The sequence below is a fragment of the Pseudomonas fluorescens genome, assembly GCF_012974785.1.
Lineage (GTDB): Bacteria > Pseudomonadota > Gammaproteobacteria > Pseudomonadales > Pseudomonadaceae > Aquipseudomonas > Aquipseudomonas fluorescens_BT.
Genome location: NZ_CP027561.1, coordinates 3,129,919 through 3,154,761, shown reverse-complemented (window position 1 = coordinate 3,154,761; position 24,843 = coordinate 3,129,919). Strand labels below are relative to the sequence as shown.

The following is a 24,843-nucleotide window of genomic DNA, read 5'->3' as shown; positions in this document are numbered from 1 at the left end:
TGGGTACATGGGTCCTGCAAACGTGAGCAGATTGCTGATCGTCGACGACGACGTGGAAATTCTGTCCCTGCTGAAGAAGTTTTTCGTTCAGCACGCCTACGAGGTCGATGTGGCACCGGATGGCCAGGCCATGTGGGCCGCCATCGAACAGGCGCGACCGGACACGATCATTCTCGACTTGATGCTGCCGGGTGAAGGCGGTTTGAGCCTGTGCCAGAAAATCCGTGCGCAGAGGGGGATCCCGATCATCATGCTGACGGCCATGGCTGAACTGAGCGACCGGATTGTCGGTCTGGAACTGGGGGCCGATGATTACCTGACCAAACCCTTCGCCCCCCAGGAATTGCTGGCCCGGGTGCGCGCCCTGCAACGTCGCGCCGGCGAGCAAAGTCATCCCGCCAGCGAACCGACCCGTCCGGTCATGACCTTCGCCGGTTGGCACCTGGACATCACGTGCCGCGAACTGCGCTCGCCCGACGGTGTGATGATCCCGATGTCCGGCGGAGAATTCGACCTGCTGCTGGTTTTTCTCGAGCATCCCCAACGCATCTTGACCCGTGAGCAACTGATCGACCTGACCCACGGCAAGGGCCACGATGCGTTTGATCGCAGCATCGACGTGCAGGTCAGCCGGCTGCGACGCAAGATCGAACCGGACAGCAAACGCCCGGACCTGATCCGTACCGTGCGCAACGGCGGTTATATGTTCACGGTCAAGGTCAGCCGCTCATGATCGGTCGAATCCTGCCGCGCGACACCCTCAGTCGCCGGATCGCCCTGACGATCATTGCGGCCATGCTCGCCTCGCTGATTCTCAATGCCCTGTTCGTGCAGGTGGCAGGCACCTGGGCCCGTCCCCCCATCGAACGCACCGGACTACTGGAACGGATTGCGGCGAGCACTCGCGTGATCGAGGCGGCCCCCGCTCAATTACGCCCTCAGCTGGCAAACGCGGCCAGCAGTTCGACGCTTGAGGTGTTATGGAGTGCGCAACGCAGCCAGTTCAATCTGCCCGGGGACGGCGAACCGGTCGAGACCGGCAAGGTTCCTGCGCTGCGGCAATTGCTCGGCGATGACCGGGAAATCGAAGTATTCAACCCCGACGACTGGCCACCAGGCAGTGCGCAGGCTCATTACGTCGCCCTCGTGCCTCTGGCCGATGGCAGCTGGCTGACATTCACGCCACCGGAACGCAGCTGGGGACTGAGCCTGGATGCCCGGATCGCGGTCATCATCGCGTTGGGCCTGGTCGCCACGTTGCTGGTCGCCTGGATTGCCACGCGCCAACTGGCCAATCCGCTGCAGCGTTTTGCCGGCGCCGCGAGGCGGTTTGGCAAAGATTTGAACGCGCCCCCCATCGATATCGAAGGCCCCCACGAGATCCGTCAGGCGATCATCGCCTTCAACACGATGCAGGCGCAGATCCAGCACTTCATCGGTGAGCGAACTCACATGCTTGCCTCGATTTCCCATGACTTGCGCGCGCCATTGACCCGGATGCGCCTGCGCAGTGAGTTCATGGAAGACTTGGACAATCAGCAGAAAATGATTCGCGACATCGAAGAAATGCAATCGATGATCAACGCCGCGCTGGCGTTTTTCCGTGAAGGCACACGGCTTGAACAACCGACGGCGTTCGATTTGTCGGAGTTGCTGCAAACCATCCTCGACGACTACCGCGACCAGAACGTCCTCATCGACTTCAACGGCCCGGCCCATCTGGTCTATGACGGCCGGCCGCTGAGCCTGAAGCGGGTGATCGTCAACCTGCTGGAAAACGCCGTGAAATACGCCGAGCGCCCGCACATCGCGCTGAGTCGCAACACACGCTCCATCTGCATCGAAATCTGCGACGAGGGCCCGGGCATTCCCGAGGACGCGCTGCAACGGGTGTTCGACCCGTTCTTGCGCCTCGAAACCTCGCGCAACCGTGAAACCGGCGGCGTCGGCCTCGGCCTATCGGCGGCCCGGGCGATCGTGCGTGAACAGGGTGGAGAACTGACCTTGAGCAATCGCAAGGGCTCGGGGCTGGTGGCGAGGGTCGAGTTGCCGGTTGTCGATTGACACAGCACACCCGCTCAATCATTCAGAGGCAACCGGCACCACAATCCGGCGACATTCCATTTACGCCGGTCACTGACACATGAAAGGATTTCCGCCCTCGGGCATCACACTCGCGTTGCTGCTCGGTGGTGCCGTCAACACAGCCCTGGCCAGCGGTTTTCTGGATGACGCCAAAGGCGAAGTGCTCAGCCGCAATTTCTTTCTGAGCAACGACTACCGCTCGCCCTCGCCCAGTGGCAAGAACTACAAACAGGAATGGGCTCAAGGCTTTATCGGCACCTTCTCATCCGGTTTCACCGAAGGAACAGTCGGTTTTGGCCTCGATGCCCATGCCTTTTATGGCTTGAAACTGGACGGTGGCCGGGGACATTCCGGCACCGGTCTGTTGCCGGTGGACAGCGAAGGTCGCAGCGAAAGCGACTACTCCAGCGCGGGCGGGGCACTCAAGTTGAAGGCCTCGCGCACCACCCTCGCCTTCGGCGAAATGACCGTCGAGACGCCAGTGTTCGACACCTCGGACAAACGCCTGCAACCGGAGTACGCCACCGGGTTTCTGCTCAACAGCCGTGAAATCGACAACGTCAATCTGGTGGCCGGGCATTTCACCGCGTTCAAGAATCAGGACAGTTCTTCCGGCCAAGGCGATTTTCAGGGCTACGGCGCCAGTACAAAGGCCGGCGGAATCAGCTTCATCGGCGCAGACCTGTTCAGTGAAAGCCCTGTAGGTGGCGCGCTATACGCGTCCGACTTGAGCGAAACCTGGCACCAGTACTACGCCAACCTGCATTTCAAACAGTCCGGCGTGCTGCTCGATGCCAACGTCTACCACACCCGCGACACCGGGCAGGCACTGGCCGGTGAAATCGACAACACCGCGTTCAGCCTCTCGGGCAAATACGCCTTCGGCCCGCACGCGGTGATGCTTGGCTGGCAACGGATCAACGGTGACACACCGTTCGATTTCGTCGGCGGCGACTCGATCTACCTCGCCAACTCGATCAAATACGCCGACTTCAACGGCGCCCACGAGCGCTCATGGCAAGCCCGCTACGATCTGGATCTCGGTGCGTTCGGCATTCCCGGCCTGAATTTCATGACCCGCTACGTCTCCGGCAGCCACATCGACGGTACCCACGCGCCCAAGGGCGGCGCCTACAATCCGTTCGACCCGGACAGCGGTCAATACCAACCACAGCAAGGGGATGGCGGCAAACACTGGGAGCGCGACATCGATCTTCGCTACATCGTCCAGTCCGGTGCCGCCAAGGATCTTTCCGTTCAGCTGTCCCACGTCTCGCACCGGGCCAACAGTGCTCAGGCGGGGGATGACATTGACCGGATCTATGTGGTGATTCAGTACCCGCTCACGTTCTGAAAACGGTTGATCAACAGCTACCCTAGCGAGCCGAGGGATCCACCGCGCCATAGGCGTTGAATACCGCGTACTTTTCGAGTTCAGACTGAGTCAGTCTATGTATGGATGTCGAGTCCACCTCCAGACTGTCACTGAGAAGGCGTAGGTGAATCTCGGCTTCATCGGAGCCTTCCAGCATTTTTCGATAGTCCGAAGTGGAAACATAGGGCCAGAATTCGTTGACTTTGAACCGACATACGCAAAAGTCCAACGGAACCCCTGAACTGTGAACTCCAATATTGAAATCACTTCCAAGTGCGGTTCTTGTTTTGCCCATCACCAAGAGATACGGGCAGGCGGATTGGCATTCAACGTTGGAAACATCTATTCCACCCTCGAGTTTGTAATGCTCGGCCATACACGTATTCAAGTTATTGGACTTTATCCAGCGTCCTATACGTGTTGCGACCCCGGCACTGCCACCGGGGCTGCCGAAACACACTGTATCGAATGTCTCCTTTTCAGCCAGTTGTTCGATTGCTTTAACGGTACCGTCGTCAATGGCCCCCAAAATGATCAAGACATTCTTCTTGCAGGTACTGTTTTCCTTGTTGCAGGCCTCACCGAGCATGGCCTTCTTGACCACTTTTGATTTATCGACGGTTTCAAGCGTGTCGTTTGGAAAGATCGAACGCCATACCATCGGCACGTTTGTACAAACAAAGAGCATGACTGCGGACAGCGCAATCGCTACGCCAATGGCGGCTCCCAATCGGATCAATATTTTTTTTAGCAAAACAGTCATCCCTGAAGTTGTTTTTTCATGCCGAAATAGTCTTTACGCAGCACTGCGCTGGCACAAGTGAAATGGGTCGAAAATGCAGGAAACAGGAAAAAGCCTTCCAAAGAAAGGCGGTGCAATCCCTCGGATGATGTCACATTGATGGCACGCTGTAAAATCGCGCTTATGCACTCATGAGCGCACATCCGATCAAAAACATCAGGTATCAAACAGCAGGAATTGGCGGAAGGCAGCCGGAGTCGAACCTGCCCGGGAACGGATGCCGTCCCCAACCGGGTTTGAAGCCCGGCCGCGCCACCGGGCGCGATTGCCTTCCTTGAACTCAATCCGCGCCGGGGTTGGCCAGCGCGTTGTCGTAGCGGATCTGCCGGCCCTCGCCGAGACGCCGGGTCAGGCCGAGGCGGTCGAAGTATTCGAGGATCTGGATACTGCGTTTGCGTCCCAAGCCTAGCGCATCGCGGAACGCCGTGACTTGAATCGGCGGATTTTCTTCACCCAGACGCAGCAGCACGGCGGCCATTTGCCGCAAGGTGATGTCGGTGAAGAACAAGTCCCGCACCACTTGATGCATCACGCCCAGCCGCGCCAGTTTGCGCAGCAACAGCCTGACGGTCGCGTCGTCCTCCTCCACGGCTTTGGCCACGTCGCGCACCCACGGCGGATCGAAACCGGCCTGTTCGAACAGCGGCTGCAACACCAGCCACAGGGCTTCGTCGTCGGCATTCAGGCGCACCTGATGGTCGGGCAAATGCAGCCACGGGCCGCTGGCGGTGAGCGAGCCGGCGCTGCGCAGTTCTTCCAGCAGGCTGATGAACGTCGAATGCTCGATATTCAATCCGCTGAAACGCCGCAGACGATCACGGTCCGGGCCCATCTGGTCGGGCTCCAGCTCATGGAATCGCGCCAGTTGCTCCAGCAACGTGAATTTCAGGATGCCCCAGTGCTGGGCATTGAACAGCCTCGTTCCCTGGCGGGTTTCGATCAGGCGGACGTTGTCCGGCAGCAACCAGCCTTCACGCGGTCGGTTGAACTGACGCTCCAGTCGCTGCGGATCAATGCCGCTGTCGCTGTATTCCAGCAACGTCGGCAACGCTTGTTCAAGATCACTGCTGATTGCCAGTGCCCGCAATTGCGCCAGACGCCCGGGGCTGCGCCGTTGCCGGGCCGGGGCAAACGGATCGAGCAATTGACCGCCGCCGAGCGTGCGCTGGGCGCTGGCATCACGCAGGACCAATCGATCCCCCTTTACGCCGTGTACCGGGACATTGGTCAACAGTTGCGCGAACATGCGCTCGCCCGGAAGCAGTCGTGGTCCTTCGAGCAACGCCACCCGGGCGATCACGTCTTGCGTGCCGAGATGCAGGTGCACAGGCTGAAAGTGTTCGAAGGTGCGCGTCTCTTCGGGCAGCAACTGGAAGTCGATGTCCAGGCGTTGGGTCGGTGCGAACAGTGTTTCGGCGAGCAGCCATTGCCCGCGATGTATTTGCCCAAGCTCCAGGCGATCACCGCTGATGTTCAGGGCCACACGTTGACCAGCAAACGCCAGTTCTGCAGGTTGATTCTGGGCATGCAGCCCTCTCACCCGCACCGTTTTGCCCGAAGGCCCGAGGATCAGTCTGTCGCCCACCGCGATCATTCCCGACAGCGCTGTGCCCGTCACCACAATCCCGGCACCGGCGACACTGAACGCCCGGTCGATGGCCAGACGAAACCCGCCCTCGCGACTGCGTTTCAACACTTCACGTTGCGCCTGTAGCAACGCTTGCCGCAGGTCATCGACGCCCTCACCCGTCATGCTTGAGACCGCGAGCATCGGCGCACCTGCAAACGGACCGGGGGCCAGCAGATTTTCGATTTGCTGGCGCACCTTTGCCACCCTGCCCGCCTCGACCCGATCACACTTGGTGATCGCCACCAGCGCCCGGGGAATTCCCAACAGCTGGGCAATCGCCAGATGCTCGCGGGTCTGCGGCATCACGCCGTCATCCGCCGCCACAACGAGCAGCACCAGATCAATGCCTTGGGCGCCGGCGAGCATATTGTGGGTGAATTTCTCGTGGCCGGGCACGTCGATGAACCCGGTCAGCCCCGCGCCGGGCGCCAGTTCGGCGTAGAGATAACCGAGGTCGATGGTCATGCCCCGCTCACGCTCCTGCGGACGACGGTCGCCGGTTTGCCCGGTCAGAGCCTGGAGCAGCGAGGTCTTGCCGTGGTCGATGTGCCCGGCGGTGCCGACGATCATGGCTGCAACTGCGCGAGTTGCGCGAGCCACGCCGGCTCATCGTCGAGTTGCCGCAGATCCAGCCACAGTGCGTCATCGTCGAGGCGTCCGAGCACCGGAATCGGCAGCTCGCGCAATGCGCTTTGCAGAATCAGCAGCCTGCGTCCGCGTAGGCGTTTCGACACTTGAGGGCGGGCACACAATGCCGCGCTTGGCAGCCGCGCCACCGGCTGGCTGCCGCTGCCGATCATGCCCAGTGTTTTCTGCGCCGTGACCGTCCAGGTTTCACCGAGCACCTTGGCCAATGCCGGTTGCAGGCGTTCGGTCTGGGCCAGAATCTCATCTTGCGGGCGGGTCAACAGACGCAGAGTCGGCAAGCGCTCGGCCAGGCGATCCGGATCGCGATAGAGCCCGAGCACCGCTTCCAGCGCGGCCAGTGTCATCTTGTCGACCCGCAAAGCCCTTTTCAGCGGGTTTTTCTTGATCTTCGCGATCAGTTCCTTGCGCCCGACAATCACCCCCGCCTGCGGTCCGCCGAGCAGTTTGTCGCCGCTGAAGGTGACGATGTCAGCGCCATCGAGCAGTGCCTGACGCACCGTCGGCTCCGCCGGCAGGCCCCAGCGGGTCAGGTCCAGCAGGCTGCCGCTGCCGAGGTCCTCGAGCAACGGCAAACCATGGCGATGGGCCAATTCCGCCAGTTCGGCCGTTGGCACGCGAGCGGTAAACCCTTCGATGCTGTAGTTGCTCGCATGGACACGCATGATCAGGCCGCTGCGAGGGCTGATCGCTGCTTCGTAATCACGGGCATGGGTACGATTGGTGGTACCGACCTCATGCAGACGCACACCGGCCCGGGCCATGATGTCGGGAATGCGGAACGCACCGCCGATCTCGATCAATTCGCCACGGGAGATGATGCCTTCCTTGCGAGCACCAATACTGTTGAGCGTCAGCAGCACGGCGGCGGCATTGTTGTTGACCACGGTGACGGCTTCGGCGCCGGTCAGCTCCCGGATCAGACCTTCAATCAGGTCATCACGGTCACCACGCTTGCCGCTGGCCAGATCGAATTCGAGGTTCAAGGGATAACGGGCCGCCAGTTGCACGGCGGCGATGGCTTCTTCCGGCAACAGCGCACGGCCCAGATTGGTGTGCAGCACGGTGCCGGTCAGGTTGAACACCCGCCGCACCTGACTGCGCTGCTGCAGCGCCAGACGTTCGGCAATCCTGCCGGCAAGTGCTTCAGGGCTGATCTCGACAGCGCAGAGCTGCCCCGCCACAACCGACTCACGCAAGTCATCGAGCAACTGACGCAAAGCCGCCAGCAGCGCCTCGCGCCCGTGCCGCTCGGCCACGGGTTGAAAGGCGTTGTGACGCAACAGACTGTCGATGGAAGGCAAACGCTGGGCAACACTGGCAGGCATCAGGCGCTCCGGATAAAAAGCCGTTGCGCCAGAGTGTAGACGCTCGGTTCATTCGTCTCCGGGCGCCAGCAGCAGATTCGGTGCCAGTCGCTGATAGCCGTCCTGGGCCAGGCGCATGTCCAGCAGCAGACTGCTCAAGTCCGCCGACAAGGCTTCGGCCTCGGCATCATTTTCCAGGTACAGCAATTTCAGATAGCTGTTGCATCCGGGACAGACCTCGGCCCTCAGCGGCGCCTGACTGGCGGCGTGGCGATCGTCTTCCAGACTCAGATATTCCAGCCCCTTGCTCTGCTCGCAATACACGCACTTGACCCGCACCACGTGCCATTCGCAAGCGCACAGCGAGCACACCAGATAACGCAAACCGTTGTGCTTGCCACGGTGGCGGATCACACCGGCCATGGCCGGCGAACCACAGGCCGGGCACTGGCCGAGGCTGTTGCCGGGCGCCAGTTGCAGGTTCGGTGCGCTGAGCAGCCAGTGGCTCCAGGCCGTTTGCAGAGCCGCTCCGAGAAACGGCACCAGCGCCGCCGGCACCAGCGAATACTGGCCGCTGACCAGCGCCACGGCCCAGGCGCGCAACTGTCCGGGGCTGGCAATGCGCAAGTTTGTCAGCGCTTCGGCGACGGCTGTTTGTTGTGGCGCGTTGTAGCGTTGCAGCAAGGCCTCGAGATAGGTCTGCCAGACGTCCTCGCGGATCAACGTATCGGCGGCGAACGGCGGCATGCCGTGTTGCCGGCAGACCTCAAGGCGTTGCTCATCAATCGGGGTGTTTGAGGGGGGATCGTCAAGGACTTGCTGCTGCACGCGGCACAGTCCCGCGACCAGGCGCAGGTAGTCGGCGAGCGGATGTCCGATAGCCAAATGTTCCAGACGCTCGGCGCGCAGCGTGAACAGATTGTGCGGCGGCAAGTGCAGAAACGGCGGCGCACTGGCCGCCGCTTCGATTTCCCCGGGTTCAAGAATGGTTGGCAAGTGTCAGCCCTTTTTGGTGACCGGTCGCTCTGGCGGATCCCTGGATTCCACTTCGCGATACCAGAGTGCGTGGTGTTTTTTCGCCCAGGCGCGGCTGACCCAACCGTGCAGCATCGCGTCCACCGAGCCCTTGATCCAGATCCCGGCATAGATGTGCACGATGATGCTCAGGATCAGCACGAACCCGGCCAATGCATGCAACAACATCGCCCAGCGAATCGTCGTGATGCCAAAGTAATGACTGAAGTACGCGCGCCAGATCACCAGCCCCGTGAACAACAGCCCCAGCATGCACAGCAGTAAAGTCCAGAACAGCATCTTCTGCCCGGCGTTGTACTTGCCCACCGGCGGCACAGTCTCCTCATCGTTGACCAGCACCCGGTCGATGCGCCGCAGCCACTTCCAGTCGTTGTCGATGAAGAAGTTCGAACGCCAGAAACGCAACACCAGGCCAAGGAACAACACGAACATCAGCACGCCCATGAACGGGTGCAGGATCCGCGTCCACGGCCCGCCGCCGAACAGGTGGGTCAGCCAGAACATCGACGGATGAAACAGCGCCAGTCCCGACAGCCCCGCCATGAAGAACAGAATCGCCACCAGCCAGTGATTGGTACGCTGGTTGGCGGTGTAGCGCAGGATCGTCTTGTTGCTCATGGCCGGCCCTCCCCGCGTGGATCGAAGGTGTGAACCGCCGGGTCGACCACGTGGACCGAGGTGTCTGGCGGGTCCGGATGGTCATCCTCTTCGGTGCGGTTCGGGCCGATCCGCACGTAATGGAAGAACCCGGCCAGCACCGCCGCGCCCATGGCCAGCAGACCCAGAGGTTTGCTGATGCCTTTCCACAGGCCCACCAGCGGACTGATCTCGGGGTTGTCCGGCAGGCCTGCGTAGATTTTCGGGGTATCCGCGTGGTGCAGCACGTACATGACATGAGTGCCGCCGACGCCTTCCGGGTCGTACAGACCGGCGTTGTCGAAACCACGGCTTTTCAGGTCGACGATACGTTCGGCGGCGTGGGTCTTCATGTCGTCCTTGGTGCCGAAGACAATCGCCCCAGTCGGGCAGGTTTTCACGCAGGCCGGCTCCAGCCCCACTGCCACCCGGTCCGAACACAGCGTGCATTTGTAGGCCTTGTGGTCCTTCTGCGAAATGCGCGGAATGTTGAACGGGCAGCCGGTGATGCAATAACCGCAACCGATACAGTGATCCTGATCGAAGTCGACGATGCCGTTGGCGTGCTTGATGATCGCGCCGGGGCTGGGGCACGCCGCCAGACAACCGGGCTCGGCGCAGTGCATGCAGCCGTCCTTGCGGATCAGCCATTCGAGGTTGCCGGCGTCGGTTTCGTGCTCGGTGAAGCGCATCAGCGTCCATGACTCTGCGCTCAAATCCTGCGGATTGTCGTAGGTGCCGTGGTTGTGGCCCACCTCGTCGCGCAGCTCGTTCCACTCCGAGCACGCGACCTGACAAGCCTTGCAGCCGATGCATTTGGTGGTGTCGATCAGCTTGGCGACTTCCTCCTGATTGCGCACCGAGGGGGCCGGTGTGGTGGTGGCCGAGCGGGCAATGATGTCTTGGCTGGCCATTTAAAGATTCTCCATCAGAGCTTCTCCACGTTGACCAGGAATGACTTGGATTCCGGGGTCTGTGTATTGCCATCGCCGAGGAACGGCACCAGGGTGTTGGTCAGGTAACCGTGGCGCGTCAGGCCGGTGAAGCCCCAATGCAGGGGAATGCCGATCTGGTGCACCACCTGGTTGTTGACCTGCAACGGCCGGATTCTTTTGGTCACCACCGCCACCGCTTCAATGAACCCGCGCTTGCAGCTGACCCGCACCCGGTCGCCGGCAACGATGCCCTTCTCCTTGGCCAGCACTTCACCGATTTCCACGAACTGCTCCGGTTGGGCAATCGCGTTCAACCGGCAGTGTTTGCTCCAGAAGTGGAAATGCTCGGTCAACCGATAGCTGGTGGCGGCGTACGGGTAATCCTTGGCCACGCCGAGGCTGTCCCACACCGAATCGAAGATCCTGGCCGCCGGGTTGCTGGTGGCTTTCTTGTTTTCGGGGTGCAGCGGGTTGATGCCGATCGGCGTTTCGAACGGCTCGTAGTGCTCCGGGAATGGCCCTTCGTTCATCTTGTCGACGGCGAAGAACCGCGCCACGCCTTCGGGGTTCATGATGAACGGGTTCATCCCGGCTTCCGGCGGCACGTCGGCCTTGTAGTCCGGCACGTCGGTACCGCCCCAGGCCTTGCCGTTCCACCAGACCAGGCGTTTTTTCGGATCCCACGGTTTGCCCTGCATGTCCGCCGAAGCGCGGTTGTAGAGAATCCGCCGGTTGGCCGGCCAGGCCCACGCCCAGCCCTGGTGCTGATGCATGCCGTAAGGATCATTGTTGTCGCGCCGGGCCATCTGGTTGCCGGCCTCGGTCCAGCTGCCGCAGAAGATCCAGCAGCCGGAGGCGGTGCTGCCGTCATCCTTGAGCTGGGCAAATGCGGCCAGTTGCGAGTTGCCCTTGATCGCCGCGCCCGTGGCGTCGGTGAAATCGGTGGTGGCGTAGCCGTTGATCTCCTTGGCGATTTCTTCCGGCGACGGTTCTTGCGCAATCTTGTACGGCCAGGAGAGTTTGAGGATCGGATCGGGATAAGCCCCGCCCTCGGTCTGATACCGCTGACGCAGGCGCATGAACAGTTCGGTCATGATCCGCACATCGGTGCGTGACTCGCCCGGGCCGTCGGCGCCTTTCCAGTGCCATTGCAGCCAGCGGCTGCTGTTGACCAGCGAGCCGTCCTCTTCGGCAAAACAGGTGGTCGGCAGGCGGATGACTTCGGTCTGGATGTCGGCACTTTTCACATCGTTGTACGGCCCGACGTTTTCCCAGAACTGTGAGGTTTCGGTGGCCAGCGGGTCCATCACCACCAGCCATTTCAGTTTGGCGAGAGCAGCCATCACCCGATTCTTGTCCGGCAACGCAGCAATCGGGTTGAAGCCCTGGCACATGTAGCCGTTGACCTTGCCCTGCCCCATCAGGTCGAACACCTTGAGGATGTCGTAGTTGGGGATGTCGAGTTTCGGCAGGTAGTCGTAGGCCCACTGGTTTTCGGCGGTCGCGTTGGCGCCGTACCAGGCTTTCATCAGGCTGACGTGGAACTTGCTGTAGTTCTGCCAGTAGGACAACTGCCCCGGCCGCAACGGCAATTGCGTGCGTTTCTTGATGTAGGCGTTGTAGTCCTGCTCGGCGTCCGTCGGCAGGGTCAGGTAACCCGGCAACGAGTTCGACAGCAACCCGAGGTCAGTCAGGCCCTGAATGTTCGAGTGCCCGCGCAAGGCGTTGACCCCGCCACCGGGCATGCCGACGTTGCCCAGCAACAATTGCACCATCGCCGCGCTGCGGATGATCTGCGAGCCGATCGAATGTTGGGTCCACCCCAGCGCGTAAAGGATCGTCATGGTCTTGCCCGGCGTCGAGCAAGTGGCGATTTCCTCCCAGATTTTCTTCATCGCATCGACCGGCATGCCGCAGATCTGGCTCGCCAGGTCGATGTTGTAGCGGCTGTAATGCTGCTTCATCAGCTGATAGACGCAGCGCGGGTCCTGCAGGGTCGGGTCAACTTTGGCAAAGCCGTCATCGCCCAGTTCATAACCCCAGGAGGACTTGTCGGTGTAGCTGCGTTTGGCCGCGTCGTAACCGGTGAACAGCCCGTCCTCGAAGCCGAATCCGGCTTTGACGATGAACGACACGTCGGTGTAGTTGCGCACGTATTCGTGCTGAATCTTGTCCTCGGTCAGCAGGTAATTGATCAGCCCGCCCATGAACGCGATGTCGCTGCCGGTGCGGATCGGCGCGTAGTAATCGGCCACAGACGCGGTCCGGGTAAACCTCGGATCGACCACGATCAGCCGCGCCGCGTTGTGCGCTTTGGCTTCGGTCACCCATTTGAAGCCGCACGGATGCGCTTCAGCGGAGTTGCCGCCCATCACCAGGATCAGATTCGCGTTGGCGATATCGGTCCAGGTGTTGGTCATGGCTCCACGGCCGTACGTCGGGGCAAGACTTGCCACCGTCGGGCCGTGTCAGACACGCGCCTGGTTATCAAACCCCAGCATGCCGAGACTGCGAACCACCTTGTGGGTGATGTAGCCCGCTTCGTTGGACGCCGCGGACGCTGCAAGGAACCCGGTGGTCAGCCAGCGGTTCACCGTCTGCCCCTGGGCGTTCTTCTCGACGAAATTGGCGTCGCGGTCGGCCTTCATCAGGTCGGCGACACGGTCGAGCGCTTCATCCCAGGTGATCCGGGTCCATTCGCTGCTGCCGGGCTTGCGCACCTGCGGGTACTGCAAGCGGCCCGGGCTGTGAATGAAGTCCAGCAGGCCGGCGCCTTTCGGGCACAGGGTGCCGCGGTTGACCGGGTGGTCGGCGTCGCCCTCGATATGGATGATGTTTTGCGCAACGTTCTTCGCGGCATCGCCCTGGCTGTACATGATCAAGCCGCAACCCACCGAGCAATACGGGCAGGTGTTGCGGGTTTCATGGGTGTGGGCAAGCTTGAAGTGGCGCACCTGCTCGGCGAAGGCCTGCGTCGGGGCCATGCCCAACGCGCCCAGGCTAGAGCCTGCAAGGCCGATACCGGCGACCTTGAAGAACTGACGACGGCTGAGATCCATCGTGCACTCCTGATCAGGTGGAACCCGGTACTTGAGCCGGGTTTTTTCTGGACAATCACGGTGGCGGCACACAAGTGCCGACTTTTTCACTGTAGACAACGTCCCCGCTGCCTGTGTGAAAACCGACCGTCGGCCACCCCTCGGTCATAAGTCAGCCCAAACCTTGTGGGAGCGAGCCTGCTCGCGATGACGGTGGTACATCCACATTCGTAGCGCTTGGTCTGACGCTATCGTCGGATCGCCGCCCGGAGCAGGCTCGCTCCCACAGGGGATGGGGGTTTATCATCGCCGGCACGACCCATCTCCGCCTTCAGAGACTGCGCATGACTTTCAATTTTGATCAGGTATTCGACCGCCACGACACCGGCAGCACCAAGTGGAGCCGCTATGCGGCCGATGTGTTGCCGATGTGGGTCGCTGACATGGATTTCGCGGCACCACCGGTGGTCATCGAGGCGCTGCAGCAGCGTCTGCTGCACCCCTTGGTCGGCTACAGCGTCGCCCAGGACAACCTGCGCGAGGCCATTGTTGCCGACCTCTGGAACAAATTCGCCTGGCGGGTCAAACCGCAAGAGCTGATCTTCCTGCCGGGCGTGGAATCGGGTTTCAACATGGCGCTCAAGGCGCTGGTGCAGCCACAGCAGAATGTCGTGGTGCAAACCCCGAATTACCCGCCGCTGCGACACGCGCCGGGCCATTGGGGCCTGAACAAGGTCGAGCTGGAATTCGACGCCAAGGCCGACGGCACCTACGCCACGCCGCTGGATGCCTTGCGTGAATCCCTCACCGGTGGCGGCGCCCTGCTGCTGAGCAACCCGCACAACCCGATCGGCAAGGTCTTCGGCCGTGAAGAACTGCAAGCGGTGGCCGACATCTGCGTGGCGCAGGACGCCTGGATCATCTCCGACGAAATCCACGCCGAACTGTGCTACGACGGTCGCGTGCACATTCCGACCGCGTCCCTGAGCCCGGACATCGCCCGGCGCACCATCACCCTGATGTCGGCGAGCAAGGCCTACAACATTGCCGGCCTCAAAACCTCGTTCATGATCATTCAGGACAGTGCCCTGCGCGAGCGCGTCAATCACGCCCGCTGCGGCATGGTCGACAGCGTCAACCCGCTGGGCATGGAAGCCACTCGCGTGGCCTACAGCGAGGCCGGGCCGTGGCTGAAGGAACTCAAGCAATATCTGCAAGCCAACCGTGACTGGTTGGTGGAAGCGGTTCGCAGCCGCCTGCCCGGGGTGAAGATCAATGTGCCGCAGGGGACTTATCTGGCGTGGCTCGATTGCTCGGCCCTGGGCCTGGACAATCCGCAGCAGTTCTTCCTCGAACAGGCTCGCGTCGGACTCAGCCCGGGCATCGATTTCGGTGACCATAGCCAGCAATTCGTGCGCCTGAACTTCGGTTGCCCGCGTTCGCTGCTGGAGGAAGGCATTGCGCGGATGGAGCGTGGCCTGACTCAACGCCAGGCCTGAGCCTGACTGACGGCATCGTCAATCCAATCGAACTCATGGCAAATGCGCCGGGTCAACCGCCCATACCCGCCCTGAGCTTCGGAGATTGACGATGACCGACTATCCAAAACCCCCATTCCCGAAACAGCCACAAACGGTGCCCGGCTCTCAACGCCAGATGGAGCCGTACCCCGATTGCGGCGAAAAAAGTTACCGCGGCTCCGGTCGCCTTGCCGGCAAGATCGCCCTGATCACCGGCGCCGACAGCGGCATCGGCCGTGCCGTGGCCATCGCCTTTGCCCGTGAAGGCGCGGACGTGGCCATCGCCTATCTCAACGAACACGAAGATGCACGGGAAACCGCACGCTGGGTCGAACAGGCCGGACGTCAATGCCTGTTGCTGCCCGGCGACATCGCGCAGAAAACCCACTGCCATGCACTGGTGGACCAGACGGTGGAGCGCTTCGGACGCATCGACGTACTGGTCAACAACGCAGCATTTCAGATGACTCACGAAACGTTCGAAGAGATTCCCGATGATGAATGGGTGATGACCTTCGACGTCAACATCACGGCGATTTTCCGACTGTGTCAGGCCGCGATAAAACATATGCGCCCCGGCGCATCTATCATCAACACCAGTTCGGTCAACTCGGACATGCCCAAGCCCACCCTGCTCGCCTATGCCACCACCAAAGGGGCGATCGCCAATTTCACCGGCGGTCTGGCGCAAATGCTCGGACCGCGGGAAATCCGTGTGAACTGCGTGGCGCCGGGGCCGATCTGGACGCCGCTGATCGTCTCGACCATGCCGGACGACCAAGTGCAGCATTTCGGTGAACAGACCCCGCTCGGCCGCCCGGGTCAACCGGTAGAAGTCGCGCCGATCTACGTGTTACTGGCATCGGATGAAGCCAGCTACATCACGGGTCAGCGCTACGGGGTCACGGGTGGCAAGCCGATGCTGTGATTCCTTCACGTCACGCCGGCGCCGAGGCGGAGCAACGACTGTCAGGACGGGCCGCGGACCATGACATTCATTATCTGGGTAGCAGTGCTCGGCGCCGTCCTGCTGACGCTGGCGTTGACCTCGTCGTACCTGCGCTGGATGCCGGTAACGACGTCAGCGGTGTGCCTGCTGCTCGGCGTCGGCATCGGCCCGAGCGGGCTCGATCTGCTGAAGCTGCCGCTGGAGCACGCCGCGTCCTGGATGGAGCACCTGACTGAAGTCGCGGTGCTGTTTTCACTGTTCGTCTGCGGCTTGAAGTTGCGCCTGCCGTTACGCGACAAGCGTTGGCGAATCGCTTTCGGCCTCGCCGGCCCGGTCATGGTGCTGACGATCATTGGCGTCTGTCTGCTCCTGCACTACGGTCTGAAAATGTCGTGGGGACCGTCGTTGCTGATCGGCGCGATTCTGGCGCCCACCGACCCGGTGCTGGCGGCGCTGGTGCAGGTCAACGATGCGCGGGATGTCGACAGTGTGCGCTTTGGACTGTCCGGCGAGGCTGGCCTGAACGACGGAGTGGCCTTTCCCTTTGTGATCCTCGGGCTGTTGCTGCTGCAAGGCGAGGGCCTGGCCGCCGAGTGGAGCAACTGGGTCTTGCGCGATCTGCTCTGGGCAGTCCCCGTCGGCTTGCTGACGGGTTACTGGATGGGGCGCGGCATTGGCCGGGCCACCCTCGCCTTGCAGACGCGCAATGAAGACAGCACTGTCAGCCCGAACGACTATCTGGCACTGGCCTTGATTGCACTTGCCTTTGTGGTGGCCGAGTCCGTGGGGGGCTACGGCTTTCTGTCGGTGTTTACCGCCGGGCTGGGCCTGCGTCAGGAGGAAGTGAAGTCCACCGGCGTCCATCAGCCGCCGGCCGAACATCTGGTGCAACCGGTGGTCGGCCATCAGAACGTCGAACCGCAGCACGCGGTGCACGGTGACACCGAGCGGCTGCAAAGCAGTCAGGTGGCCGCCGGGATCATGATGGGCGATATGCTCGCTTTCGGTGGTCTGGTGGAACGGGCCATGGAAGTGTTTCTGGTGACCCTGCTCGGCGTCGTGCTGGTCACTCACTGGGACTGGCGGGCATTGTGGGTCGGTGGCGTGTTGTTCTGTCTCATTCGGCCAGCCTGTGTGGCACTGATGCCATGGGGATCACTGCTGATGTGGCGTCAGCGGATGCTGATCGGCTGGTTCGGCATTCGTGGCATCGGCAGTCTGTTCTATCTGTTCTACGCCCTGAACCATGGCCTGGGTAACACCGTGGGCGCACAGTGTACCGATCTCACCCTTTCGGTCGTGGCCCTGAGCATTTTGCTGCACGGCATCAGCACCCAGCCGCTCCTGGCTCGCTACGAGCAACAAAAAAAGCAAAAAAACTGATTTTTTCTCCCGGCGCTATCGCCGAAAAACATCGAACTTTTTTCTTTAAATAAATGGATCCGCGTCTGACCGCCGCCGGTCACAGCTTTAACCTCTCGTCGATTCCGTCCGGCGAGATTCGGCAGACTCGGTTCCCCGCGGCTGGACGCCCGGCACAAGGAATCAGGAAGAATAAGGTCAACGGTCATGAAAGAATGTTCGACATCGGCACAAATCAAGGCTTGCAGAACCCTGGCGCTGGAGCGCAACCGGCAGTTGTTCGAAGAGGCCCAGGCGCTCAATCGGGCGGCCCACGAATTGCTCGAAGGCGAGCACCTGGATATCGAACAATTCGAGCGGTATCGACTCCTGCGCCGCAAGGCCGATCTGAAATTCCAGGATGCCATCGAGCACCTGTGCGTCTTGAACGAGGATTTCCCGCCCATTCCCATGTCGCAGCAGAACTCCCGGGGATTGCGCCGCGAGCTCGAAGCCAGCGCCTGACCTCAAAAACGCAAAAGCCCGGCCTGGATGGCCGGGCTTTACTTTTGGGGTCGCTCAATTTCCAGGATTGGTGATCTGTATGAAAACGGCATAGCTGCCGAGCAGTACCCAGAACGTGGCGAAAATCCACGGTGTGCGAAGGGAAAAAAGCAGGGATTTACAGTAACCCTTGTGACTGGACTCCATTTCACTGAACAACGGCGATTCGTCATAAGCCAGACCCATCAACGGTTCGCTGCGCAGCAACTCACTCTGTTTGAAATGCCAGTGGTCGATGATGTCGTAGGCCGCCCGGATTCCCGGCCAGGCATTGAGTGAACTGAGTAGCCCGAGTAATGCCAGAAAGGGCGGAACCACCAACGTAAACAGCTTGCCCCACTCCGGATTGAGGTTGGCCATGCAGGAGGCGAAGGCGATCACCAGAAACGATTGCGCCGCCAGATACGCGTCGGTGCGGTTGGCCAGAATGCTGGTTTCGTACTGGATTTCCCGTCGATAGAAATCCAGGCGCTCCTTGGGCGAGCCGAACATCTTTGCATTGTGTTCGGTCAGGGTCTCTTCGGCGGTCGGATGGGTCAGTATGCGTGGCACGGGATGGACGCTCCGAAAGACAAAGCGTTTGGAGCCGGCCAGCCCCGAACAAGTTCAGCCGGATCCTGACCCGGCTCACTTCATCGACTGAGCGATGATCTCCACCAGATGCATCTGATTGAAAGGTTTCGACAGTCGCGGCAACTCGGCCGCGAAGCCTTCGAGACGCTCGGCATAGCCCGTGGCAAGAATGATCGGCAGATCCGGCTTGAGCAAACGCACCGCATGCGCCAGTTGCGCACCGTTCATTTTCGGCATGGCCATGTCTGTAATCACCAGATCGATCACTTCCCCCTGATTGAACAATTCCAGCGCTTGCACGCCCGAAGCCGCACCGATGACCCGATGTCCCAGATCTTCCAGCAACAGGCTGGTGCTGGTTCGCACCAGACTGTCGTCGTCCACCACCAGAACGCTGAGTCGCGGCACTGCCGCCGTGGGCGGCTTCGGGCTCAGAGGCTTGGCCGCCATCCCGTCGACGGCGACCGGCAGCCAGAGTTCGGCGCAAGTCCCGTGCCCCTTCATGCTTTTGAGCACAAAACGGCCGCCCAACTGCTCGATGAAACCGTGCACCATCGACAGTCCCAGCCCTGTGCCCTTGCCCAGACCTTTGGTGGTAAAGAACGGATCGGTCGCCGAGGCCAGTGTCGCGTCATCCATGCCTTCACCGGTATCGGTCACGCTCAGGCAGACATAACGCCCTGCCGCCAGCGTTGACTGGTTCTGCTGCAGAACCACTCGCGGCTCGGCGCCGATGACCACGCTGCCGCCCTCGGGCATCGCATCCCGTGCGTTGGTGGCCAGGTTGAGGACCGCCAGTTCGAGCTGGTTGGTGTCGGCCAGCACCGCTTCAAGTTCGTCGGGAAACTGTGTTTCGATGCGAATTCCCGGGCCCAGCGAACTGCGAAGCAGGCCAGTGATGCCTTGCACCAGTTTCGCAATCTCCACGGGTTCGGTCTTGAGTTCCTGACGCCGGGCGAAGGCCAGCATGCGCTGGGTCAGGGACACACCGCGCAGCGCGCCTTGCGTGGCATTTTCCAGCAAACGGCTGACCTTGGGGTCGTCACCCACACGTTTGCGCACGATCTCCAGATTGCCGAGGATCACCGTCAGCAGATTGTTGAAATCATGGGCGATGCCACCGCTGAGTTGGCCGATGGCCTGCATCTTCTGCGCCTGGAACAGCGCTTCGCGGGTCTGCTCCAGTGCCAGTTGTGCCTGGTGGGCTTCGGTGACGTCGCGGGTGATCTTGGCAAAACCAAGCAACGTGCCGGTCTCACCGCGAATCGCATCGACCACCACATGCGCCAGAAACCGCGTGCCGTCCTTGCGCAGACGCCAGCTCCTGTTCTCGAAGCGCCCTTCGCGCACGGCGGTTTCCAGCGCTCGCTGCGGCTCACCGATCTCACGGTCTTCCGGGGTGTAGAACATCGAGAAATGCTTGCCGATCACTTCGTCCGGCGCATAGCCCTTGATCCGTTGCGCACCGGGGTTCCAGTTGGTCACGCGGCCTTCCGGGCTGAGCATGTAGATCGCGTAGTCGGTCACGCCCTGCACCAGCAGGCGGAACTGCTGTTCGCTTTGCTTGAGGGTTTCCTCGGCCATCTTGCGGTCGGTGAGGTCACGGGTGATTTTCGCAAAACCGAGTAGTTGCCCGTCCGGACTGTAAATCGGGTCGATCACCACGTGGCACCAGAAGTGCGTACCGTCCTTGCGCACCCGCCAGCCTTCGCCTTCGAACCGTCCTTCGCGGATCGCCGTTTCCAGTGCCCGTTGCGGCATGCCGACAGCGCGGTCTTCATCGGTGTAGAAGCGCGAAAAATGCTCACCGAGAATCTCGGCTTCTTCATACCCCTTGAAACGTTTGGCCCCGGAGTTCCAGCTGGTGATGATGCCAGCCGGATCGATCATGTAGATCGCATAATCGACCACGGCATCGATCAGCAGGCGAAAGCGCATTTCTTCGATCGCAGCGGACGTCTTGTTCTCGCTCATCAGGCTTGGCTCAAAGCAGATTCTCAATAACAGGAGTATGCGTCAAACCGGCGGATAGGAAAGCGGCATCTGCATGATCGAGTTGCCACCAGCGCGGCAACAGTTGCTGGATGCGGCTCTCGGCGAAGCGATCGTCGATCAGCATGACCACGCCACGATCCTGCTGGGTGCGGATCACCCTACCGGCGGCCTGCACCACTTTCTGCACGCCGGGGAACAGGTAGGTGTAGTCGTAACCGGCGCCGAAAATCGCCGCCATGCGCCGTTTCAGCTGTTCGTTGACCGGGTTGAGCTGCGCCAGCCCCAGCGTGGCGACGAAGGCGCCGATCAACCGGGCACCGGGCAGATCGATGCCTTCGCCGAACGCACCGCCGAGTACCGCGAACCCGATGCCCTGGCTGTGCGCCGTGAACTGATCGAGAAACGCCTGCCGCTGCCCTTCGGCCATACCCCGCGATTGCTGCCAGAGCGTGATCTGTGGATGCCGTTCGGCGAGCAATTGCGCGACTTGTTGCAGGTAGTCGAAGCTGCTGAAGAACGCCAGATAATTGCCCGGACGCTCGCCGAACTGGCGAGCGATCAGTTCGACAATCGGCTCCAGCGAAGCCTGGCGATGGGTGAAACGGGTGGAGATCTGGCTGACGATCCGCACCTGCAACTGTTCGGCGTTGAACGGTGATTCGACGTCGATACACACCGTGTCGGCCGGTGTCCCGAGCAGGTCGGCATAATAATGGCGAGGGCTGAGGGTGGCGGAAAACAGCACGCAACTGCGGGCCGCTCTCAGCCGTGGACCAAGCAGCGCTGCCGGCACCACGTTGCGCAGGCACAGCTGCGACAGCGGGCGTTTGCGGTCGAGGTCGCGCTTGCTGATGTCGAACAGGTAATGCGCATCGAACAATTCCGCGACCCGGCCGAATTGCAGCATCTCGAAGTAGGCATTCCGCAAACCGCTGTCCAGCCCTTGCGGATGGTCGTTGAGGTAATCGCCAATGCTTGCGCTGCACGACGTGATCGCCTGCAGCAGTTTTTCCGGCGCCTTGTCGTAGGCCTGATACGGCGCCAGTTGCGCGTTGTGCAGGGCGTTCCATTCACGGTTGACCCGCTGCAAAGGTTTTTTCAAAGCCTCGGGTGCGGTTTTGCGCACGTTGTTGAATATCCCCTGATCGAGGGTGGCGCTGTACATCTGCCGTCCGCGCTCGATCAGGTTGTGCGCCTCGTCCACCAGCACCGCGACTTTCCATTGATTGAGCTGGGCAAGGCCGAACAGCATCGCGGTGAAATCGAAGTAGTAGTTGTAGTCCGCGACCACCACATCGGCCCAGCGCGCCATTTCCTGGCTCAGGTAGTAGGGGCACACCGAGTGTTGCGCGGCGACGTCACGGATTGCAGCCTGATCCTGCAACTTCAATTGACTGGCGGCTTCGCGCGCCGCTGGCAGTCGATCGTAGAAACCTTGCGCCAACGGACAGGATTCACCGTGACAGGCCTTGTCGGGATGCTCGCAAGCCTTGTCCCGCGCGACCATTTCCAGCACCCGCAGCGGCAGGGTTGCGTCGTGATCGAACAGCACTTGCGCCGAATCCAGCGCCAGTTTGCGCCCCGGTGTCTTGGCGGTGAGGAAATACACCTTGTCCAGCTGCTGCGGCGCCAGGGCCTTGAGCATCGGGAACAGCGTGCCGAGGGTCTTGCCGATGCCTGTGGGCGCCTGGGCCATCAGACAGCGGCCGGTGCTGACAGCCTTGAACACCGACTCGGCAAGATGTCGCTGGCCGGGACGGAAACTGTCATGGGGAAAGCGCAGTTGCTGCGCCGCCTGATTACGCGCTTCACGGTGAGCCATTTCCTGCTCGGCCCATGCCAGGAACAAGCCGCACTGCTGTTCGAAAAAAATGCGCAACGCTTCGGCGCTGAAGTCTTCGACCAGACAGGTTTCCTTTTCGCTGACGATATCGAAATACACCAGCGCCAGGTTGATCCGTTCCAGTTCCAGCTTGCGGCACATCAGCCAGCCATAGATCTTCGCCTGCGCCCAGTGCAGTGCGCGGTGGTTGGCCGGTTGTTTACTCAGGTCGCCACGGTAGGTTTTGACTTCCTCCAGGCAGTTCTGCGCCGGATCGTAGCCATCTGCCCGGCCCTTGACCTTCAAGGTACGAAATTCGCCCTCCAGCGCCACTTCGCTTTGATAGGCGTCATTGCGCCGGGAGGCGACGGTGCGGTGGCCGGCAATGCCTTCCAGTGCGGTGGGTGACGGTGTGAATCGCAGGTCCAGGTCACCGCTCTTGGCGGTGAATTCACACAGGGCCCGTACCGCGATGCTGTAGCTCAAGCGCCCTGCTCCGCCCATTGCACGTAACACACGGCTACCGGCATCTGGTGCGCGTGGCAGAACTCCAGCCAGCGCAGCTGGTTATCCTGCAAACGGTCGCCGGGGCCTTTGACTTCGATCATCCGGTAGGTCTTGTGCTGCGGCCAGAACTGGATCAGGTCCGGCATGCCGGCGCGGTTTGCCTTGATGTCGAGCAGCAGGCGATTGAACCAGTGCTTGAGGTGTTCGGCCGGCAGGCAGGTCAGTGCCTGCTCCAGCAGTTCCTCATTGAGGGCCCCCCAGAACACGAACGGTGACTGAATGCCCCACTTGGCGACAAATCGGCTGCGGATGGTGTCGGTGTAGCGGCCGTCGTCAAGTTCGGCCAGGCAGGACTCGAACAACCCGGCGCGGCGAGCGTGGAAATCCTCATGGAGCAAGTCCGCCGGCCCGCGCTGGAACGGGTTGAAAAACGCGCCTGGCAGCGGTGCAAAAATCGCTGGCCAGCACAACAGGCCGAACAGTGAATTGATCAGGCTGTTTTCCACGTAGTGCACGGGGCCTGCGTCTTCATGCAGGTGTGCCTGCACGTGATACTCCACCGACAACGTCGGTTCGAGCCGTGGCAGATGCAGGTCCAGTCGTTCTACAGGTTTTGGCGCGACACGCTTGAGTATCGGGCCGCCAAGTTTGCGCCGCAGGCGTGGCAGCATGCGTTGCAGCCCCTGCTGTTCGGCGGCGCTTTGCGGTGCCTGTTCGGCCACCGTGCCCAGCTCCAGCGCCAGCGCATGTTCGCCGCAACGCTCCAGAACACGGATCATCCGCAATCGCGCGCCGGGATAGGCGCAGTCACGATAAAGACTCAGGGCCAGCGCAAACGCTGCGATGCGTTCGCAATGCTGGCCGATCTGGAACAGCAGCTTGCCGAGCCGACGCTGCAACCACGGGTTATCGAACTGCAGCGTGTTCAACTGCCCGGCAATCGGCTCGATCGCCTCACCCGCCTCGAAGCGCTGCTGGCAATCGTGCAGGAACAGGCAGGCATCAACATCCGCGCGGCTGCGCAGGCCACGGGAGTCGGCGCTGAATTCGACCTTTTCATAGGTGAAGATCCCGAGGTCGGCGAGGACGAACTCCGACCAGTCCTGATACAGGTTGCCGAAGAACATCAGGCGAAACCGGTCGCACAGGTCCATCAGTGTCAGGCTGAACAGTCGGTCTGTCAGTTGCGGGCACCAGTCACGCCACGGGCGTACCTCGGGAAACTGTTCATGCAGGATCGGCAGCCAGTCGACTTTCCTGCCCTTCGGGTCGTCGATGGCCGGGCCGAAGGCTTGCACAACTTCAGCCTTGAGCAGCAGATCGAACAGCTCCGGCATCGACAACAGCGCCTGCTCGTTCAGCCAGCCATGATCGAGCAACGGTTGCGCGGCTGACGCAATGTCACCGATTTCCGGATAATCGAGCTTGCCCGCCCGAAAATGTACGCCCTTGCGCATCACCATTCGCACCAGCAACCCCTGTGACCCGCGTGGCAGCGATGTGAAGTCACGGATGAACGCGTGTTCCGTGTCGCTCATCACGTCGGCATAGCGAAGCTCAAGCCATTCAAGCACTTGTCGAAAGTTGTTGAGGTAATAGAACGGATCGTCGAGGGGGCTGGAAGTCACGATGATAACGGGCCATGGCAAGCGAATACTGGTTATGCGTACAGATACCAGTTCCGCCCCGCCGGGTGCAAACGGAAAAGGATCAATGGCATCCGCGCTTGAGGTTTTTTCGCCAGTCCATCGAACTTTTACAGGCGATCTGGCACCAACCGCGTAAGAGGACCGACACCGGTCGAATTGAATGAGGAAATACCGGTTATGAATTTCAAGACGTTGTTTATGCCGATGACCGTCGTAGCGCTGATGGCACTGGCCGGGTGCTCCACCCCGACGGTGGTGACCTTGCAGAATGGCACGCAGTATCTGACCAAGGACATGCCGAAAACCAAGTCCGAGGACGGCTTTTATGAATTCCGGGATATTTCCGGTGCGAAGATCCGGGTCAAGGCCGACGAAGTGGCCACGGTGCGCAAGGAAGACTGATTGCAACAGCGGAGCTGCCCTTGCGGCAGCTCC

Annotated in this window: 19 protein-coding genes and 1 tRNA gene; 8 read left to right on the top strand and 12 right to left on the bottom strand. The window is 61.2% G+C overall.

The features are described from left to right. The first annotated feature begins 7 nt into the window (after positions 1-7). The 3 genes from C6Y56_RS14065 (at position 8) to C6Y56_RS14055 (ending at position 3,439) form a co-directional block, all read left to right on the top strand. Complete coding sequence (locus C6Y56_RS14065; protein WP_169430400.1) at positions 8-733, top strand: response regulator; 726 nt, start codon at positions 8-10, stop codon at positions 731-733. Continuing rightward, entirely contained in the window at positions 730-2,064 is a 1,335-nt protein-coding gene (locus C6Y56_RS14060; RefSeq protein ID WP_169430399.1) for an ATP-binding protein, read from the top strand. The genes C6Y56_RS14065 and C6Y56_RS14060 overlap by 4 nt, the downstream gene beginning before the upstream one ends. Positions 2,065-2,143: 79 nt before the next feature. Further along, the gene (locus C6Y56_RS14055; protein ID WP_169430398.1) at positions 2,144-3,439 is read left to right on the top strand and encodes an OprD family porin; all 1,296 of its coding nucleotides are present in this window, start codon (positions 2,144-2,146) and stop codon (positions 3,437-3,439) included. A gap of 22 nt (positions 3,440-3,461) precedes the next feature. Here the strand turns inward: C6Y56_RS14055 and C6Y56_RS14050 are convergent, their stop codons facing one another. From C6Y56_RS14050 to fdnG, 8 genes are all read right to left on the bottom strand, one after another. Next, complete coding sequence (locus C6Y56_RS14050) at positions 3,462-4,223, bottom strand: hypothetical protein (protein ID WP_169430397.1); 762 nt, start codon at positions 4,221-4,223, stop codon at positions 3,462-3,464. A gap of 217 nt (positions 4,224-4,440) precedes the next feature. Further along, a tRNA-Sec gene (locus tag C6Y56_RS14045) sits at positions 4,441-4,536 on the bottom strand. A 6-nt stretch (positions 4,537-4,542) separates the two neighbouring features. Continuing rightward, entirely contained in the window at positions 4,543-6,462 is a 1,920-nt protein-coding gene (gene selB / locus C6Y56_RS14040; protein WP_169432640.1) for a selenocysteine-specific translation elongation factor, read from the bottom strand. Next, entirely contained in the window at positions 6,459-7,865 is a 1,407-nt protein-coding gene (gene selA, locus C6Y56_RS14035) for an L-seryl-tRNA(Sec) selenium transferase (protein WP_169430396.1), read from the bottom strand. Before selA ends, selB begins: the two co-directional genes overlap by 4 nt. Positions 7,866-7,913: 48 nt before the next feature. After that, positions 7,914-8,840 carry a formate dehydrogenase accessory protein FdhE gene (gene fdhE / locus C6Y56_RS14030; RefSeq protein ID WP_169430395.1) on the bottom strand — a complete coding sequence of 309 codons (927 nt, stop codon included), beginning with the start codon at positions 8,838-8,840 and terminating at the stop codon, positions 7,914-7,916. Positions 8,841-8,843: 3 nt separating this feature from the next. Beyond that, a complete protein-coding gene (locus C6Y56_RS14025) occupies positions 8,844-9,497 on the bottom strand; it encodes a formate dehydrogenase subunit gamma (RefSeq protein ID WP_169430394.1) in 654 nt (217 codons plus the stop codon). Further along, positions 9,494-10,429: a formate dehydrogenase subunit beta gene (fdxH, locus tag C6Y56_RS14020; protein ID WP_169430393.1), complete on the bottom strand. Its 936-nt coding sequence runs from the start codon at positions 10,427-10,429 to the stop codon at positions 9,494-9,496. The genes C6Y56_RS14025 and fdxH overlap by 4 nt, the downstream gene beginning before the upstream one ends. A 14-nt stretch (positions 10,430-10,443) precedes the next feature. Beyond that, on the bottom strand, positions 10,444-13,509 hold the full coding sequence (gene fdnG / locus C6Y56_RS14015) for a formate dehydrogenase-N subunit alpha (protein ID WP_169430392.1): 3,066 nt from the start codon (positions 13,507-13,509) through the stop codon (positions 10,444-10,446). 323 nt (positions 13,510-13,832) lie between these two features. Between fdnG and C6Y56_RS14010 the strand changes: the two genes are divergently transcribed. From C6Y56_RS14010 to C6Y56_RS13995, 4 genes are all read left to right on the top strand, one after another. Then, positions 13,833-14,987, top strand: a complete 1,155-nt coding sequence (locus C6Y56_RS14010) for a MalY/PatB family protein (RefSeq protein WP_169430391.1) — start codon at positions 13,833-13,835, stop codon at positions 14,985-14,987. Between the two features lie 91 nt (positions 14,988-15,078). Beyond that, positions 15,079-15,936, top strand: a complete 858-nt coding sequence (locus C6Y56_RS14005) for a glucose 1-dehydrogenase (RefSeq protein WP_169430390.1) — start codon at positions 15,079-15,081, stop codon at positions 15,934-15,936. Between the two features lie 60 nt (positions 15,937-15,996). Continuing rightward, positions 15,997-17,340, top strand: coding sequence for a cation:proton antiporter (locus C6Y56_RS14000; RefSeq protein ID WP_169430389.1), 1,344 nt, complete (start codon positions 15,997-15,999; stop codon positions 17,338-17,340). A gap of 186 nt (positions 17,341-17,526) precedes the next feature. Next, complete coding sequence (locus tag C6Y56_RS13995; protein WP_169430388.1) at positions 17,527-17,823, top strand: hypothetical protein; 297 nt, start codon at positions 17,527-17,529, stop codon at positions 17,821-17,823. A gap of 54 nt (positions 17,824-17,877) precedes the next feature. Here C6Y56_RS13995 and C6Y56_RS13990 read toward each other — a convergent pair whose 3' ends face one another. From C6Y56_RS13990 to C6Y56_RS13975, 4 genes are all read right to left on the bottom strand, one after another. After that, entirely contained in the window at positions 17,878-18,414 is a 537-nt protein-coding gene (locus C6Y56_RS13990) for a hypothetical protein (RefSeq protein WP_169430387.1), read from the bottom strand. 75 nt (positions 18,415-18,489) lie between these two features. After that, positions 18,490-20,409, bottom strand: coding sequence for a hybrid sensor histidine kinase/response regulator (locus C6Y56_RS13985; protein ID WP_169430386.1), 1,920 nt, complete (start codon positions 20,407-20,409; stop codon positions 18,490-18,492). 10 nt (positions 20,410-20,419) lie between these two features. Beyond that, positions 20,420-22,738, bottom strand: a complete 2,319-nt coding sequence (locus C6Y56_RS13980) for an ATP-dependent DNA helicase (RefSeq protein WP_169430385.1) — start codon at positions 22,736-22,738, stop codon at positions 20,420-20,422. After that, the gene (locus C6Y56_RS13975; protein WP_169430384.1) at positions 22,735-24,387 is read right to left on the bottom strand and encodes a VRR-NUC domain-containing protein; all 1,653 of its coding nucleotides are present in this window, start codon (positions 24,385-24,387) and stop codon (positions 22,735-22,737) included. Before C6Y56_RS13975 ends, C6Y56_RS13980 begins: the two co-directional genes overlap by 4 nt. Positions 24,388-24,585: 198 nt before the next feature. On the opposite strand from C6Y56_RS13975, the gene C6Y56_RS13970 reads away from it, so the two are divergent. Further along, positions 24,586-24,810, top strand: a complete 225-nt coding sequence (locus C6Y56_RS13970) for a YgdI/YgdR family lipoprotein (protein ID WP_085709821.1) — start codon at positions 24,586-24,588, stop codon at positions 24,808-24,810. Positions 24,811-24,843: the final 33 nt, after the last annotated feature.